This window comes from Arcticibacter sp. MXS-1, assembly GCF_041902385.1.
Lineage (GTDB): Bacteria > Bacteroidota > Bacteroidia > Sphingobacteriales > Sphingobacteriaceae > Arcticibacter.
The window spans coordinates 2,298,651-2,314,519 of record NZ_CP169244.1 but is presented as its reverse complement, the minus strand read 5'-3'; the positions used below and the strand labels follow the sequence as shown (position 1 = coordinate 2,314,519).

The window sequence follows — 15,869 nt, the reverse complement described above, 5'->3', positions numbered from 1 at the left end:
CTATGTTAAATGTCTTTTTACGGCTTTGGCTAGTTCTTTCCTGTATACACTCCAAGGCCGGGTTCTGGCCGTTTCCATTGCAGCTGCTCCTGCCTTGGCCACTTTTTCAGGCTCTTGCAGAATTGAAGTAATTTTGTCGAAAATTCCAGAAGAAGATCCGGCCTCGATCAGCCAGCCATTCTCTCCATCCGATATAATATCCGGCCCGACAGTTCTATCTGTCGTTATCACGGGGGTGCCTTGAGACATGGCTTCTGTGATAACCAGGCCGAAGCCCTCAAACAAAGATGGAAAGACTAAGACGTCATGCTCACGCATTTTCTGCAACACCTCCGGGTGCGAAAGACTGGGCAGCCAGGTATGTTTGGATAGTGCCGAGTCCAGAGCCTTGCAATCAAAAGCTGTCTTTCTTCCAACAACAGTCAAAGATACATAGTCCCCAAGTCTGTCAACAGCAGCGAACAGATCCGCAATTCCTTTTCTCTGCGAAAGGCCGCCGACAAAAATCAACCTCAGCTTCCGCAAATGAATCTTTTCGTCGTAAACCCTTGAAGCAGCCGCAGGAGGAAAGCCATAGGGAATCACCTCTACTTTAGCTAAAGAGCCGGGAAAACGACTTAGCGTTTTCGCTGTAAACTGGCTGGCGACAAAAATCCGGTCGGCCAGTTGTAACTCTTCATCTTTTCGACTAAGCTTTTTTATAGAATCTCTATTAGTTACCAGAGTAGAAGCCCACTCCGGCCATCGGTCCTGCTCATTCTCCAACAGCTCTTTTGCGGCCCTCCAGTAACCTATGGGAAGATCATACAGGCACTGCACTCCCAGTTTCTTTGCCATCTTAAAAGACTGAAGTGCTCCATCTTCATAGGCATAAATTGCCTGATACTTTTTTGCTGCTAAAGCATTCGAGGCAACCTTGTCAATACTTCTGTAGACGGCATCAACACAGAAGGGCCCCTCCTCATGCGCCACTAATGCCGGAATACGTAATTTGGAAGCCAACAGTCTCCCTACCTCACGCCAGGGAGCCGCTCTTGTTACTAACTGGAGCTTAGGATCAAAGCTCCGCCTCTTTATCTCCGACAATGGGCCAAGGCCCCCAAGGCGATACAAAAGATCATTGGGAAACGAGGCCAGCGAGGTCTGAAACAGGCCCAGGAGGCCCTCATCATAAAGGCCTTCAGCCACAGCTCTTACGTTGGCATTCCCGGTAGGATGCGATAGGAGCACTTTCGTCATATATCTTCACTTAATTTAACGGCAGATTCAACCACCTCCAGGTAACGTCTCCCGACTTCTTTGGGTACATGCCGCTGTAGGTGCAGTTCCGCCTTCTCCAAAAGTTCCTTCTGAAGTACTGGATTCTGAACAGTATTCGAAATCTTAGCAACGAGATCTGACAGAGTATTCCTCTGGAAGATCAGCCCACCACTGCCGACGGCATCCGGGAGCCCTCCCCCGTTTGAGACAATAGGAATACAACCGCAAGCCATACCCTCCAGGGCGACGTTCCCAAAGGGCTCCTCCCATATGGATGGAACCAGGATAAACCTGTGCTCATTCAGGCAATGCACAAGGTCGTCGCCTCGTAAAGTTCCTTTGAAATTCACCCTTGCGCTTAAGCCCAAGGATCTGGTCATCTCCTCAAGGGTTGATCGTTCAGGCCCCTCACCGATAATCGTCAGATTATACTCAAATTTTGCACCTTCAGAATCACGCTCGGCAAGAACCAAAGAATGCAGTGCTTGAATGGCCAGATCTGCCCCCTTATCAGACACGAGTCTTCCAACAAAAACAAACCAGGACGACCTGTCAATACCCTGAATCTTTCTAAAAATCTTGTCACGATAGGGATTACCTATCACCACGGCTTCCTTGCAGCACCTATTGCGGATTGCTTCGCTAACAGCTATCACCGCTTTGGCCCTATCCAACCAAAGGTACTTCAGCTTGTCCTGCCAATTTAATCTGCCATCTCCCCTGGCTATCCATGTTCTTATGGCGATTACAGTTGGTTTGGCAAAGACTATTGCAGGCCAGGACAACCTAAGGGAAGGGTTATTTTCATATACGACATCGGCCCTGCGATGTTCCCTAAGAAGTTCGTTGATGCCCGGATTGCGAATAACAGGAAAAGCAAAGTCTTTGCCGTCACTTTCCTTGGTCCAGGTCAGAAGGCGAACATGATGGCCTGCCTGATGGAAAGCAGTGGCGAGAATTTCTGAATTCACCTCTATTCCCCCGACATCAGGATGAAACCGATGAGTGATGAAAAGGATTCTCATAATGGTAATACTCGCTTAGCAGATTTTTTTGCCCAGTCAAAAAAAGAAACACTTCTGGAGAGCTGAAAGTCGGGAGTCGCGGCGGCCTCCTGTTGCTGAGGGGTGTTCGCCCATTCATCAACTTTCCCTTTCAAATTGGCAATTAAATGAATGGCCAGGGTATCTGGCTTCGGCCCTTCAAATTGTTCCCGGCACACAAACTGATCCTCGTTGGGAGAGTAAAACGGCCCTGAAGCTCCAAAAACGAGGCCCCATCCGGTCTGTTCAATCACCCATGGAACGTTGCGAACATCAGGACGGCTCACGAAGTACTCGATCAAGTCGAGGTCATACCCCGAACAATCATATGAAAAATAGCCGGAATTAAACTTGTATGGGATAGACCACTTATACTTGAAGAACACTTTACTCAGCTTGACAGAGATTTTGATTCCATCGGTCCTAAGATAGGTATTAACATCCCTTCTAAAATAGTCTTCGCAGTTTCTGAGATAGATAATGTCAGAGTCAGTATAACAGAATCTGGTTCGCTCCTCTTTACCCGCAAGGATGGGAATGTCGATTAGCTTAAACGCAGGAGCATATTCTTCCCTGAACTTCATACAGTGAGGGAAGCCGCTTATCTCACTTAATATCATGTCTTCACGCTCCTTCCGACCTATTACTTCCACTTTATCCGACAGGCTTTTTACTATACTAGCGCTTTTTTCAGTTAAAGAACCGTCATCCATTACAATCAGCCTCTGATCCTGCCCAAGGAAGCCAATCACACGTGGTAAAGTAACAAGGGCCATCCCCATATCTCTTTCACATAACAAGGTATAAACGTCCTGCTTCATTCGTGACTATTAAATTGTAAAACAAATTCTTGCGCTACCAGGGGCAGCATTGGGTAATAAGATGGCCGATCTTTAAAAGATGTGGCATCTTCAAGGCGATTAAAAACTAAGTGCCTTCTAAACTCAAAAGTCAGTTCATGGGGAGCTCCGCTCCACTTCGGCAACCAGACGGGCAAGCCATGTTCAAGCATTGCAATAGCAGCACCGCTTTTTCCGAGCAGGTAGGGCTCAGATCTCCCTATGCCGATAGTACAATGACTGAACAAGAAACTCAGGCTGTCGGGGCTCAAAAAATCGTATGCAATTATTTTTGCGCCATATTTTTCCAGTCGGTTCCTTAACTGGTTTACGAACTCCCTTTTGCCCGCAGCCGTTCCGCCAGCCACTATCACAGCGACCTCATGTATCCTTGCTTTGCAAAAAACCTCCAATTCATTCAGCACTAAACTTAGAAAGCTCCCTCTTGGGCTCCCGCCGAAATATAATATCTTAACGGGAAGAGCCTCGACGCGGTCAAAGCCGAGGAGCACCGCGTCTGTCTTTCTCATGGGGATATTGCCATAAATGTTAAGCAAGGACGAATTTACGCCAATATCCTGCAGCCTCTGATGATTAAAAGGAATTGAAACGTTGACAAGAACTGGCCTGAGTTTCAATATCAGAAGCCGGATAATATACTTCTGAAGCTTTTTAACAATAGCCTGGGCAAAGCTCCCTGTGTCATCCAACCACAATTCATGGAACATGATATGAACTCTCTGCCCCTTTAAAATACGGGATAAGGACCTTACAAAAAACAATGGGAGCCCCTTAAGGTGAAACGAATAAGGAACGAATTGCAAACTTATCACGTCCGGCCTGAATTTTTGAATTAAGTCCTTACAGCTTCTGAAAAGTTCATCATCGTTCAAATTCCTCGGCAAGCGAAAGGCCGGAATCTGGTCACCAGGACCAAAAAACTCAGTACAAGGTGCGGAGATAAATTGGTCGTAGATTGAAACAGTTTGTACTTCATGCCCCTGCATTGTCAGTTCGCCGGCCAAGCAACGCGTATAGTCACCAACACCGTCTTTGCCAAATTCAAGAGAACCGCAGAGAAAGAGTACTTTCATTATTCTGAACTATTAACGTTTTGAGATAAAACTTTCATTAACAAAAGACTGAGAAGAATCAATGCCTAGTTAATCCAATTAATACGAGGGAATCGTTCTTTAAGAGAAAATTCGTAAATACTCTCATTTTTCCAGTACGAATTACTATAAAAATTAACTTTCTTCCCTAAAATCGCACTGGTTATACAAATATGTAATCTGTTTGTATTAACAACTTCAAACTGATTCAAAAACCCTCCTATCAGTAAGGCTGTTCTCTTAACCAAGGTCTCATTGGACATTGAGCTATCATAATTGAATAGAGCAGAGAGATCCAGATTGTCTTTTGGTATTGCAATATCGGTCTTTTCAACATCCACCCTAAAAGCGTTGAGAGTCTCATTCTTATTTCTATTCTCCAGAAAGTAACCGATCGTGGCTTTCCTGTGATAAAGCGCCCATAGCATATCTTTTGGCTTGGTCACGTAGATCAATCTGTTAATGAATGTCTTCCTAAAAAGGAAGTCTTTTGCTTCAAGGCTTAATGCCATGTCATCCATTAAAAGCACGTTTCCGATATTTCCAAATGACTTTACATACTCGAAAGACTTTATCTCTCTGCAGATCACCGTAACATTCTCGCGTAAAGTCTTTAATACATCAGAGTGGCCGGAAACAGTATGAGGCAGGATGGTCAAGGTACGGCAGCCGCTCTGCTCGGACAAAAACTGAGCACAATTTGTGTATTCGCCTATTAGATTTCCTCCTCCCCCATAAAATACATCCTTTCCTTTTAGATCGGAGTTCTTGCCTACAATTTCGTAATCTAGCCCAAGCTTTTTAAATACCTTAATTGTACCATATGCAATTATAGCGTCACCCCCGTTTCCTGGGTTGGGCTTAAAGAATATCTTTTTACCTTTAAACTTCGTCAAAAACTCATCGATTCTCATATTGTCAATTTCTTATAGCTAAGGAACTAATAAAGCGTCTCTACTGGCCAATCTGTTCAGGTGCTCGATTAGACGCGATTCCCCGATTGCCCAATCAAACTCCCGCTTGTAAGTAGCGTAGGCGTCGAAGCACATGGCCCTGTAACTTTCTTCATTGAAGCACTTGTTGCTTATGAACTCCGCAGCCTGATTTACAAAGCTATCATCGAGCTGAAAGGTCGCGCCATTATTATTGACCTCGTTGATCATTGTTTCAATCCCCCCGTCTTCGATGCGATAACTGGCAGGGCGAACGAATTTGCTTCAGAAAAAACAATAGGCGTGCAATCCGCCTTACTGGGCATAATCAGAAAATGGGAGCTTTTATACAAGTCTATGAGCCTCCTCTCCTGCAGTGGATCGCGCTTATCCTGGTAGCCTATATTTACAATGTGCTGTTCATCCGTACCTTCAGGCACGGAACATCCTGCTATCATTAACTTCGTTTGAATACCCATCCGGTTAAGCCTGTCGACGACAGCAATTGCATAATCGCCTCCTTTTCTGTCCCATACTATTGCCGGGAAGAAAATCTGCAGAGGTCGTGTTTTCATTCTCTTTTCAACGGTCTCCTGTAATAATTTCTCAGCGAGCGACTCACTGAGATTTGATCCGTAGAAAAGGATTTTTAATTTATCAGGAGAGGCCCCGTACCGGCTGACGGCATTCGATATAGCCCAGTCGGACGAGAAAAAAGCGTAAGAAAGTTTTGAAAACGCCTCCATTTGCAAGGAATGCCCGTCCTCCACATTAAGGCGGCATAAGTTCGTTCTATAATCGTAGTAATTTAACAAATTATCAAACGTTGCATCTGTTATCAACACAACATCTTTCGCGTACTTCGAAAGCGAGGGAATTAAAAAATAATCATAGGTCACAATAAGGTCGTATTTATCCCTAAAAACAGTATCAAGATAAGCTTCATTGTGTTTAAAGAAAGAGCGATCAAAAGAGACAAAGTACTTCTTGCCGAGAACCCTATTATAGTATGCCCCACGGATCAAACTATCTGGCGACCTTTTTAGCGACACTTCAACAGGGGTGACATCATAGTGTTTTTTGAGTAAGCTAAAAATATAAAAAGCTGTACCCGACCAATACTTCACATTGGTCACGTCATACGTAGCAACTACTGCAACTCTCATTTTAACTCGTTTTGTAAATAACTTCGCTTTCAACAAGCATATTCTTCATTCCTGCGATATTCTACGGGTCTCAACTCACACCAAATCACTTTGCAGCAAATTTTCTCTCCGTCTTGTATACTCCTCTGCTGCTTTAACCGCTATCAAACTCCATCTGTATTTCTTGCAAATCTTTTGCGCGTGGTAACCCAGCGCCTGTAAGCGCTCCTTATTTTGGATGAGCTCCAAGACTTTATTAGCGAACGTTATTTTGTCGCCTATATCCACAAGAAGCTCGGGAATTATGAAGTCGCCGGGTCCAGCCGCTCTATACGCCACTACCGGCAACCCAGCACACATCATTTCTAGTGCTCCAAATCCAAAACTCTCATGATAAGATGGAAAAATACCGAGATGGCAGTCCTGCAATAGTGCAGGTAACTCCATGGGATCAAAAGTAGGAATCACGGTAATTAAGGAGTGAAGCTTTTTCGGAAAAAAACGGTACACCTGCTCTTGTGTAGCGAAAAGTCCCTTCGTCCCTAACAATTTAAACTTCGTACCCGGGTACATCTTGTATACCTTAGATACAATATAAGGAAAGTCCATAGCTCCCTTCCGAAAGTCAAATGTACCAACGAACGCAATAGTCAACTCGCGGCTGTAATCACGTTTTATTGATTGAAATAAAGAAAATCGTTCATCTGAAATCCCATTTGGCACCAATGCTATTTTTTCGGGGCTATGTCCCATCTTGACTAGCAAGGAAGCATCAACTGTGTTTTGCACCTGAATAACGTCGCAATTAGCAAAACTCGTATGCATATCTTGAATGGACTGCTTCTTACGTTCAGCCTTTGCAGAGACCAACTTACTTAGTAAACGCTCTACAAGAGTTCGTACTTTTGCCTTAATGTTTAAAGGTATCTCTATATTATGAAGATCCGAACCAAGTAATGCCGGCCGAGCAACAAACAGCGTCGTTTTTGAGAATAACGACCTATCATAAGGTAGCGAATCGAATTCGTACAGCACAACGTCGTATTTTTCAGCATTTTCAGTTAGGTACGATTTAAGAGCTTCCTTGTAGTCCGCCTTTCTAGTAGATCCATAGTTGCTCAGTACCTCTTGTCCGGTGATTAGAAAGCACTCCCATCCAAGCTTCGTCAAGGCTTCTGAAAGCTCAATTCTGTTTTTTGTATTTCCGAATGTTAAAGAAAATCCTCCTGGAGCAAAAAAAGCTATCCGCATGTCTTATTATATGCCTTTAATATATGATTTGATCTAAAGCTATGTCTCGCTTCTTAATTCGAATGCCTGATACGGGGTAGCACGTGATTTACATACTGCTTGTCTTTCTAGTTAAAGGGTTAGTCTCATTAATACCGTTATTACCTTCAGTGGCAAGATAGGTTGACAAGCGATAATAAAATTAACGAGTGGGCTGTCAATCTGGAACACTTTCATCATCCGTTGCAATTCGTCCTTCTTTGCCTTGTCATATTCAATTGCAAGATAGTACTTAAGAAAAGTAGCTAACTCCTTCTTGAACCCTATCAGCCTTGGGTGCTTTGCGATTACGAACTCCAGTACTTTAAAACGTAACCGGTACTTTTGATCGGCACTATGGTACATGCTATCCTCCCTAACCCTATAAAAAGACAAAGGTTCATTAACTGTCCTAAACTTATAATTGTCAAGCAAAAGCAACAGCCACGTACAATAGTCTTCCGCAAAAGGGAAATTCGGAACCCCTCCAATCGCTTCCAATGCTGTCTTCTTTACAACCACCGTCGGCACATGAATTCGGTTGGCGAGTAGAAACGCCTTAAGCCCAGCTGCGCCTTGATATACCTTATCTCCAACCTCTATCTTTTTAAGCTTACTCAAATCAAGGATATCACTTGAATCACTAAAGCGGTAAACACTGGAGAACAGTAGATCCTGATCTCCATTTTCAAACTCGGCGACGCAGACGCTCAGTTTGTTAGAAGTCCAGAGGTCATCACTATCCAGGAGCGCCAATAAATCACCGCTAGCCCTCTCGATGCCATGGTTCCTCGCACTAGGCAGCCCGCCATTCTCCTTATAAAAGTACTTAATCCGGCTATCTCTATTCAAATATTCCTCGCAGATATCGCGGCTATTGTCGGTCGATCCGTCGTCTACTAGAAGCAACTCCCAGTTGGAATAATCTTGAGCTAACACCGACTCAATTGATTCAGCTACAAACGCTTGCATGTTATAAACCGGCATTATTACAGATACTTTCATTTCCATAAGGTCAATAATATTAAGCTCTACTTAGACATGACAGGTCGTTCCAAGGTTTTCAACTCACTACACCATTGTACATTTGGAAATTTATCCTTAAGAGACATTAAATATATACTCTCATTTTTATAGTACGAATTTGGGTAAAAATGAACTTTCTTTCCCAATAGCGCAGCCCCAATACATATATGTAAGCGATTGGTACTCACTTCATCATATTTATCAATAGCACTGAGAAAGTCGATCGCATTCTTCTCTACCTTATCTTCGTTTTGCATAGTACGATCGTACAAAATCAAAACAGAAAGGTCAAGGTTTCCTTTTGGCCTCTCTATGGCAGTTCTCTCTGCGTCTATCCGGAAAGCGTTAAGAACTGTTCCAAAGAGAATGTTAAAAACCGGGAAAAGAATGTCTTGCTGATGTCGAAACATTTTCAACACATTCAGCCTGAAAAATACAGGAACAATATTCTTCCTTAGTTTGGATCTTAAGGACTTTATGGGCAAAGAAAAAGCGAGATCCTCAACTAAAAAACATTTACATTCACTGTTCAATTCCGTTATATACTGATAGGACAACCGCTCTCTACATAATACTGTAACCTTTTCGTCAAAGCTTACAATTAGTTGTTTATGCCCATTTATCGTATGAGGCAAGATCACCAACTCCCTTACTTTTTGAACGTTTTTCCTAATAAAATCTGCCGCTTGCCGGTACTCATCCACGAAGTTCCCTCCCCCAGCATAAAAAACGATCTTATCAGTGAGTTCTTCGTCGCCCTTGATGATCGTATATTCAATCCCCTCCTCTTTAAGAAGCTGATACGTTGCATATGCAATAAGAGCATCTCCTCCATTACCAGGGTTAGGACAATAAAAAATATGCTCTGATTTATACTTTTCTAGAAACTGTCTGATGTTCATTGTTTTCGTATTGATACCCTCTTGTAGGTCATTCATAGACATGATTAACACTATTACTGTTACATCTCCTGCAATTCGACCATCTTTCTGAAACGCGGCTCCCTATCTTTCAGAACGTGAAAAGACGCCTGGTCTACTATTTTCCCGTCATTGAGCAGCACTATCAGATCTGCGTTTTTAACAGTAGAAAGACGATGCGCTATAATCAGTACAGTTAGACGTCCATGTAATTCATCTATATTAGCCTGAATAGCCTTTTCTGTTTCGGAATCAAGCGCCGATGTTGCTTCATCAAAAACCAACACTTCTACATCTTTGAACAACTCTCTTGCGATGGAGATACGCTGTTTCTGCCCACCACTTAAGTTTATTCCGTTATTTCCCAAGAGAGTTTGGTCCTTATCCGGTAGTTTGTTCACATAATCAAACATCTCTGCTCTTTTTAAAGCGTCCTCAAAACGGGCTCGGTTTGATGCATCGTCCTCCGCCCAGAAAGTGACGTTATTGTATATCGTGTCACTGAAAATGACCGGGTCTTGAGAAACGTACCCAATTTGCCGCTGGAAGCTCTTGAGATTCAACTCCTGAACAGGTATTCCATCTAAAAGGTAATGCCCTGTTTCCGCAGTCAGTAGTCCGGATATTAAATTAACCAGCGTCGTCTTTCCACTTCCGCTTTCGCCAACGAAAGCAATGGTCTTATTCACAGGAATAGTTAGATTAATCCCTTCCAAGACACGCTTCTCACCATAATTAAACTCTATATTTCTCAACTCCAATCCCTGTTTAAGCTTTTTGTGTTCTTTGGAACCTGTTTGCCGCTCTTTAAACTGGGTGAGCTCATCCTCGAACCGGCTTACATTCTCTAAGGTCCCAATCATGGTATTAAAAGTGTTCATATAGAGCTGGAGGAATGTGACAGCAGTTAACGCGCGATAAAAGAAAAGCAGGCTAACGATGATTGTACTAAGCGAGCCTCCGAGCAGATAAACTTGCAGTAAGATTACAGCACTGACAATGGTAATCAATATCGGCTCTCTGGTAGCACCGGATATTGCTCCCATATATCCCATTTTCCTGTTCTCTTTTTCTATCGCCTCTATGCTCTCATTAACCTTTAACGTGTACTTATCGAGCAATCCCGTGCTCTTTAAATACTTAAAATTACCAACAAATTGCATAATTAAGCCCTGGTAGACATTTGCAGCATACACCCGCTGTCTGGATGACTGCTTCGTTACTTTGTAAATCCGGCGAAACAGGAAATTAAATATCAATCCTCCGATTGTAATGAATATCGAAAATTGCGCATTCATGACCACAGCGAAGCTCATATACACAAGTACCATGATAAACTGCTGTATCATTCCTACATATTGGGTAAAAGCGTTGTAAATAGTGGCAAGTTCGCCCGTCATAATGTTCTGAATTCTCCCGACGTTAGCAGTAACGAAATACTTATAGTGTATTGCTGAGAATGCTGTTACCAATCGTTTTCTCGTTCGAAGCATAAAATATCTTCCGGTATCAGTATCATACTTTGTCTTGATAAACTGAATTAGGCCCTTGAAGATGTAAAAAACCACCATCACCGTTAGAACGTTCTGTAGAGTTATTGAGACACCTACAGAGTGCATAAAGCTTTCTATCTTGTTGCCGTCACCGGCCTCCCGCTGAGTCTCATTATCGGCTGCGATTTGAAACAAAGGAAGGAACATGCTTAGACCTAATCCATCCATAATTCCTACGCCCAAAGTCAACAGGACCATCACGAACACCCGGTGTCCCATTCGCTTATAGAAAAAAAGGAAGTTCTTGAAGTACTTTCTAATAAATGATTTCAACATACCTGGATGTAAGTTACTTTAAATGAAAATCGGATTGAACCTACGACTTCGTTCCCTTGCGCCAAAGAGACTTTTTCCCACCTTCTATATACTCATAATTTCCGTAGGCATACTTATATCCATATTGCGCTTCTGCTTTTACGTCGTTCAGAAGCACCGCCATGTTCTTCATTTTCCTGTTCGCGTATATATCCTGCGCGATACTAAGTTGTTCCTTATTCGTAACCCTCTGCCTTACCACAAACAAAGTAAGATCAGCGTATTTACTTAGAAGTTGAGCATCAGTCACTAAACCGACAGGAGGCGCATCTACGACAATGTAGTCGAACTGAAGCCTCAACTCTTCTATCAATGGCCCCGTCTTTTTATCAAGAATCGTCTCTGCAGGATTAGGAGGGACTGGCCCGGAACTGAGAATGAACAAGTTATCGTGAATACCAGAAGATCTAATAATTTCGGAAGGGCTTAGTTCAGAAGATATGATATAGCTTGTAAAACCTGTCGTGTTAGGTATGTTGAGCTTATTTGATAAATTCGGTTTTCGCAGATCCATCTCCATTAAGAGCACTTTCTTCCCGGATAATGCCAGAACGGTTCCAAGGTTCAATGCAATAAATGACTTCCCTTCACCTGTCATGCTCGAAGTGACCAAAATTATCTTTTCATCCTCCTTCAAAAAGAATGACAGATTCGTACGTAAATTCCTTAATTGCTCCGAAATGGGACTCCGCGACTCTTTGGTAATCACAATTGCCTCGCCCTCAGTCCCACTACTCCCTATCTCAGCAATCACAGGTGCGGTGGTATTTGACAAAACGTCCTCTTTACTTAGCACCGTAGTATTTGTAACCGTCGAGAGATACGTGATACCTACCGGGAGTACCAATCCCACCAAAAATGCGCACATCAATATAACGCCACTATTGGGACTTACCGGCGCCCCGCTACTGCTTGGCCCGTCGATTATTTTGCAATTGGCAATGTTTGACGTTTTCGAAATAGCCGCTTCTTCTCTCTTTTGAAGAAGGAACAGATATAGTTCCTGTTTGATCTGTTGCTGACGTGCAAGATCCAAATACTTTCTTTCAATCGTTGGAACGTTATGAACCTGGCCTTCAACAATCCTGTTCCTCCCCTGAAGCCTGTTCCGGCTAATGGTTAATGTCTTCCGCAAACTACCAAGATTTCTAAGCATATCCGCTCTGACACTTCCAATCTGAACATTTAAATTTTGAATGTACGGATTGTCCGAAGTCTGGCTCAGGCTGCTTCTCTCTTTCTCCTGAATCAGAGTATTGTAGCGGCCAATAAGGCCGGAGAACGAAGAATCTTCAATAAGTGCTGCGCTGGGAAGCACTCTCTCGTTGTTCTTCTCGTCTCTCAGGTACTCTTCTGTCGCGTCAAGTACACTTAGCTGTGTTTCTATTTTTGCGAGCTCTTCAGAATACTGCGTGTTAGATGAGACGAGAATGCTGGCTTTCTGCGCCACGTCTGTCAGTTTGTTTCTCTGTTTAAAATCCTCAACATCACCCTCAATAGTCCCCAATTCTCTGCCGACCAGGACAAGCCGGTTTTCTATAAACGCGATCGTACTATCGATAATTCGGTTCTTCTCTTCTATATGCTGCTGGATGAAACTCTCCACCACCTGCTTGAGAATATCCTCCGACTTCCTTTTGACCGGGCTGTTAAAGCCGATCTCTAAAACACTGGTTTGCTTTTGTACCGGTGCAAGTGTAAGCTGACCAACAAACCTTGCAGCTGTAGCACGTATGGACTGGATAGTGAAGGAATATTCCGAATCAGGCAGTTCGCCTTCCCCTCGTTCTACTTGAACGGAGCCTATCCCTGGAAGCATGAATGGCTGATAAAACTTCACCCTTTTCGACAAGCTCTCGTTATAGACGTGGATATCAGTACCCCTAAACGCGATTTTGCAGGAAATACTTCCAATCGTATCGGCCTTTCCTAATAGCTTTACTACAAAAGGGGGTTTATAGACTTCGATATCTCTCAAATGGCCGGCAACATAATAGCTGACATTTGCGTCGAGGTCTGCCACGACGCTTTCCATTAGCGCCCTCGTTTGAAGCAACAGTAGCTCATTTGCATAGTCTGTCGCGGAAGCAGCAGCCGCGCCGTTTAATTTCATGAGCAAAGCAGACTCCCCGCTTTTGTTTTCAACCGGGTTAAACATCACTCGTGCACTGCTCCAGTAAATGGGCGTGCTGGACTTAAGGCGGTATATACCAACAGCCATGCATAGCGCCAAAGACAAGGCTATCCAGAACCAGTTCCTTTTTAATTTGAAGAAAAAGAGCCGGGCATTGAATCCGCTCGTCCCCTCTGAGAGGTATTCAGTACGATATTGTTCTGTTGTGTTCATTTTCTAGCTTAGAGACGGGTAATTATGGAAATTGCAACCGAGACGATGGACAGTCCTATTGTTATAAAACGGGTTCTGCTTAATGCCCCGGCTGCTACTTTATCTTTGTTTGCCTCAACGTACAAAACATCATTCTTCTTCAGATAAAAGTTTGGCGACTGCATCAGCTTGCTGCTGGTAAGGTCCATCCTGTAGATATCCTTTTTGTCGCCATTATCTCTGATAAGCATCACATTTTTCATTTTGCTAAATATGGTAATGTCACCAGCCATAGCAATTGCGTCGAGGACAGATACTTTCTCACTGGGCACAATAAAAGTAGACGGCCGGTTTACTTCTCCCAGGACAGTGATCCTGTAATTGGCGAAACGGACCTGGACCGTGGGATCGCGGTAGAACTTTGAAGCCTCCTGCCTGATCTTCTCTCTCGCCTGGGCTGTGGTTAAACCAGCCAATTTGAGGATCCCGAGCATCGGGACTTCCACGTTTCCTAATTTGTCCACAAGGTACCCAGATACGGTCTGAGCGCCTCCGGAAGTAGCGGGCGTTTGATTCAGGGCGGCCGAAGCTTGCGGATCTATGGTCTGAATCGAAATACTTAAGACATCGTCGGGAACTATGACCGGGTCAATAAACTCTGCTGTCGCAACGGAGCGTCCCTTAGTAGTGTCGGGGATATCCTGAAAATACGCTACACGTTTGATACTGCAGGATGATATGAGGCAGACAAAGGACAGGGCCATCGCAATGCGATAAATAGCAACTGTGAGAGGTTTCAACATAGAAATTGTAAAGAAATTAGTAAAAACTAGAATATGACTTTTATCAAGAATTTCCCCGACGCAATTTAGAACTTTTTTTCATTGCAGGCAAATTTTATTTTTTTTTAAAGAAAAGCTCAATCAGGTATTAATTTAACAAAAACAGCAAATACAACTAAGAAGAAGCCTCCACCGGGACCGTATGTTCTTTCTCAGCTTGGCTTTTAACCCGTGCACGATAACGAGCCAGTGCTTCAATGCAGAAACTGGTGGTCAACTCTTCCGAGCCCCAGCAGTGCATCTTGCCAAAGCCTCCCCGAAGTAAAACGCCCATCTCTCCCATTCGCCATGCGATTGCTGCTGAGCTAACAGATACTGAACGGATCTATCAAGGGCAGGCCCCTTGTAGGACAAACTGACAAGTGAACTTACAGCAAGCGCGGTATGCAAAACACTTTTTCCAACCTTTCCATCTTCCTGCACCGCCGCCACTATACGGTCGATGATAGTATTCCTGACGCGCTCCAAGCCCCTGATTCCGACCCTTATATTCCTCGCCAGGAAATAGTAAATAAAGAACCGACTCCGATACCACTTATCACTCTCATCTTCCCGTCCTTCTTCAATAATATTGACGAGATAGTCAACTGCTGGCTTTGTGAGCGAGTTCTCTCCAAGGTAATACAGCACGTTTGCGTTAACCCCTGCATCAACGTCATTACGCTTGCAGTCCGTTTTTATCCAGACCAATTGACGCGTCCAGGGTGGCCCGAACTCTCTTAAAGCGAGCCGCCAATACCTTAGATTTCGGCTTAGCTTCAGGTGCATCGCGAACCATGTATAAAAGAGGCCCTTTGCATTCCTATTTATATAAAGAAGGACCTTGTTATCTGGTCGCGGCCACTCAATATTCCGGTCCCTGAACACAGCAGAAACGCATGCTGTGTCGTCAGCGTCATGCGGAAGAGTAAGACTATAGCGGCTCCATTTCGTAAAGTAGTTCCATACTCCACCCGGCTGCATTTGACACTCGAAGAAGAAAGTCGACTTCCTTAATATCGAGTCGACGCGAGGATCCTCCTGAGTACAAATTAAAGCTCCAGCAATGAGAGCCGTAGGAAATACTGCAGAGTCGGGTGCCATCCAGCCCTTTATCGCTTCGTTGTCTGAAATATAGCAACAAAATTCACCATTGTGATATTGGCGATAGTACAGATAATCTACAGCCTTGGAAATCGACTGTTCAAGGCCCGACAAAGTGGTTTCCATCTTCACTGGTTATTCGATTTTAATGCCAGATACCGAGGAAGAGGTTAAGTCAGGTGTCTTTTGCCGTTCAAAGCATTG

General features: G+C 43.7%; 14 protein-coding genes. All 14 read right to left on the bottom strand.

Annotation, left to right across the window (positions count from 1 at the left end; genetic code table 11):
• A complete protein-coding gene (locus tag ACES2C_RS10015; RefSeq protein WP_374166798.1) occupies positions 1-1,239 on the bottom strand; it encodes a glycosyltransferase family 4 protein in 1,239 nt (412 codons plus the stop codon).
• Positions 1,236-2,285, bottom strand: coding sequence for a glycosyltransferase family 4 protein (locus ACES2C_RS10010; RefSeq protein ID WP_374166797.1), 1,050 nt, complete (start codon positions 2,283-2,285; stop codon positions 1,236-1,238). Before ACES2C_RS10010 ends, ACES2C_RS10015 begins: the two co-directional genes overlap by 4 nt.
• Positions 2,282-3,124 carry a hypothetical protein gene (locus ACES2C_RS10005; protein ID WP_374166796.1) on the bottom strand — a complete coding sequence of 281 codons (843 nt, stop codon included), beginning with the start codon at positions 3,122-3,124 and terminating at the stop codon, positions 2,282-2,284. The genes ACES2C_RS10010 and ACES2C_RS10005 overlap by 4 nt, the downstream gene beginning before the upstream one ends.
• The gene (locus tag ACES2C_RS10000) at positions 3,121-4,236 is read right to left on the bottom strand and encodes a hypothetical protein (protein WP_374166795.1); all 1,116 of its coding nucleotides are present in this window, start codon (positions 4,234-4,236) and stop codon (positions 3,121-3,123) included. The genes ACES2C_RS10005 and ACES2C_RS10000 overlap by 4 nt, the downstream gene beginning before the upstream one ends.
• 65 nt (positions 4,237-4,301) lie before the next feature.
• Complete coding sequence (locus ACES2C_RS09995; RefSeq protein ID WP_374166794.1) at positions 4,302-5,168, bottom strand: polysaccharide pyruvyl transferase family protein; 867 nt, start codon at positions 5,166-5,168, stop codon at positions 4,302-4,304.
• 18 nt (positions 5,169-5,186) lie between these two features.
• On the bottom strand, positions 5,187-5,417 hold the full coding sequence (locus ACES2C_RS09990) for a hypothetical protein (RefSeq protein ID WP_374166793.1): 231 nt from the start codon (positions 5,415-5,417) through the stop codon (positions 5,187-5,189).
• A complete protein-coding gene (locus tag ACES2C_RS09985) occupies positions 5,414-6,352 on the bottom strand; it encodes a glycosyltransferase family 4 protein (protein WP_374166792.1) in 939 nt (312 codons plus the stop codon). Before ACES2C_RS09985 ends, ACES2C_RS09990 begins: the two co-directional genes overlap by 4 nt.
• A 75-nt stretch (positions 6,353-6,427) precedes the next feature.
• A complete protein-coding gene (locus ACES2C_RS09980) occupies positions 6,428-7,582 on the bottom strand; it encodes a glycosyltransferase family 4 protein (protein WP_374166791.1) in 1,155 nt (384 codons plus the stop codon).
• A gap of 111 nt (positions 7,583-7,693) precedes the next feature.
• Positions 7,694-8,611 (bottom strand): glycosyltransferase family 2 protein, encoded by a 918-nt coding sequence (locus ACES2C_RS09975; RefSeq protein WP_374166790.1) that lies wholly within the window; start codon positions 8,609-8,611, stop codon positions 7,694-7,696.
• 20 nt (positions 8,612-8,631) lie between these two features.
• Complete coding sequence (locus ACES2C_RS09970; protein WP_374166789.1) at positions 8,632-9,564, bottom strand: polysaccharide pyruvyl transferase family protein; 933 nt, start codon at positions 9,562-9,564, stop codon at positions 8,632-8,634.
• Between the two features lie 23 nt (positions 9,565-9,587).
• On the bottom strand, positions 9,588-11,375 hold the full coding sequence (locus ACES2C_RS09965) for an ABC transporter ATP-binding protein (RefSeq protein WP_374166788.1): 1,788 nt from the start codon (positions 11,373-11,375) through the stop codon (positions 9,588-9,590).
• A 40-nt stretch (positions 11,376-11,415) separates the two neighbouring features.
• On the bottom strand, positions 11,416-13,761 hold the full coding sequence (locus ACES2C_RS09960) for a GumC family protein (RefSeq protein WP_374166787.1): 2,346 nt from the start codon (positions 13,759-13,761) through the stop codon (positions 11,416-11,418).
• 8 nt (positions 13,762-13,769) lie between these two features.
• Positions 13,770-14,543: a polysaccharide biosynthesis/export family protein gene (locus ACES2C_RS09955; RefSeq protein ID WP_374166786.1), complete on the bottom strand. Its 774-nt coding sequence runs from the start codon at positions 14,541-14,543 to the stop codon at positions 13,770-13,772.
• Between the two features lie 252 nt (positions 14,544-14,795).
• A complete protein-coding gene (locus ACES2C_RS09950; RefSeq protein ID WP_374166785.1) occupies positions 14,796-15,791 on the bottom strand; it encodes a hypothetical protein in 996 nt (331 codons plus the stop codon).
• Between the last annotated feature and the right edge of the window lie 78 nt (positions 15,792-15,869).

Excerpts from the sequence above, each read along its gene's own strand:
- ACES2C_RS09965 (WP_374166788.1), bottom strand. The coding sequence starts at position 11,375 with ATGTTGAAATCATTTATTAGAAAGTACTTCAAGAACTTCCTTTTTTTC.
- ACES2C_RS09995 (WP_374166794.1), bottom strand. The coding sequence starts at position 5,168 with ATGAGAATCGATGAGTTTTTGACGAAGTTTAAAGGTAAAAAGATATTC.
- ACES2C_RS09980 (WP_374166791.1), bottom strand. The coding sequence starts at position 7,582 with ATGCGGATAGCTTTTTTTGCTCCAGGAGGATTTTCTTTAACATTCGGA.
- ACES2C_RS09970 (WP_374166789.1), bottom strand. The coding sequence starts at position 9,564 with ATGAATGACCTACAAGAGGGTATCAATACGAAAACAATGAACATCAGA.
- ACES2C_RS09955 (WP_374166786.1), bottom strand. The coding sequence starts at position 14,543 with ATGTTGAAACCTCTCACAGTTGCTATTTATCGCATTGCGATGGCCCTG.
- ACES2C_RS09985 (WP_374166792.1), bottom strand. The coding sequence starts at position 6,352 with ATGAGAGTTGCAGTAGTTGCTACGTATGACGTGACCAATGTGAAGTAT.
- ACES2C_RS10015 (WP_374166798.1), bottom strand. The coding sequence starts at position 1,239 with ATGACGAAAGTGCTCCTATCGCATCCTACCGGGAATGCCAACGTAAGA.
- ACES2C_RS10000 (WP_374166795.1), bottom strand. The coding sequence starts at position 4,236 with ATGAAAGTACTCTTTCTCTGCGGTTCTCTTGAATTTGGCAAAGACGGT.
- ACES2C_RS09950 (WP_374166785.1), bottom strand. The coding sequence starts at position 15,791 with ATGGAAACCACTTTGTCGGGCCTTGAACAGTCGATTTCCAAGGCTGTA.
- ACES2C_RS09990 (WP_374166793.1), bottom strand. The coding sequence starts at position 5,417 with ATGATCAACGAGGTCAATAATAATGGCGCGACCTTTCAGCTCGATGAT.
- ACES2C_RS10010 (WP_374166797.1), bottom strand. The coding sequence starts at position 2,285 with ATGAGAATCCTTTTCATCACTCATCGGTTTCATCCTGATGTCGGGGGA.
- ACES2C_RS09975 (WP_374166790.1), bottom strand. The coding sequence starts at position 8,611 with ATGGAAATGAAAGTATCTGTAATAATGCCGGTTTATAACATGCAAGCG.
- ACES2C_RS09960 (WP_374166787.1), bottom strand. The coding sequence starts at position 13,761 with ATGAACACAACAGAACAATATCGTACTGAATACCTCTCAGAGGGGACG.
- ACES2C_RS10005 (WP_374166796.1), bottom strand. The coding sequence starts at position 3,124 with ATGAAGCAGGACGTTTATACCTTGTTATGTGAAAGAGATATGGGGATG.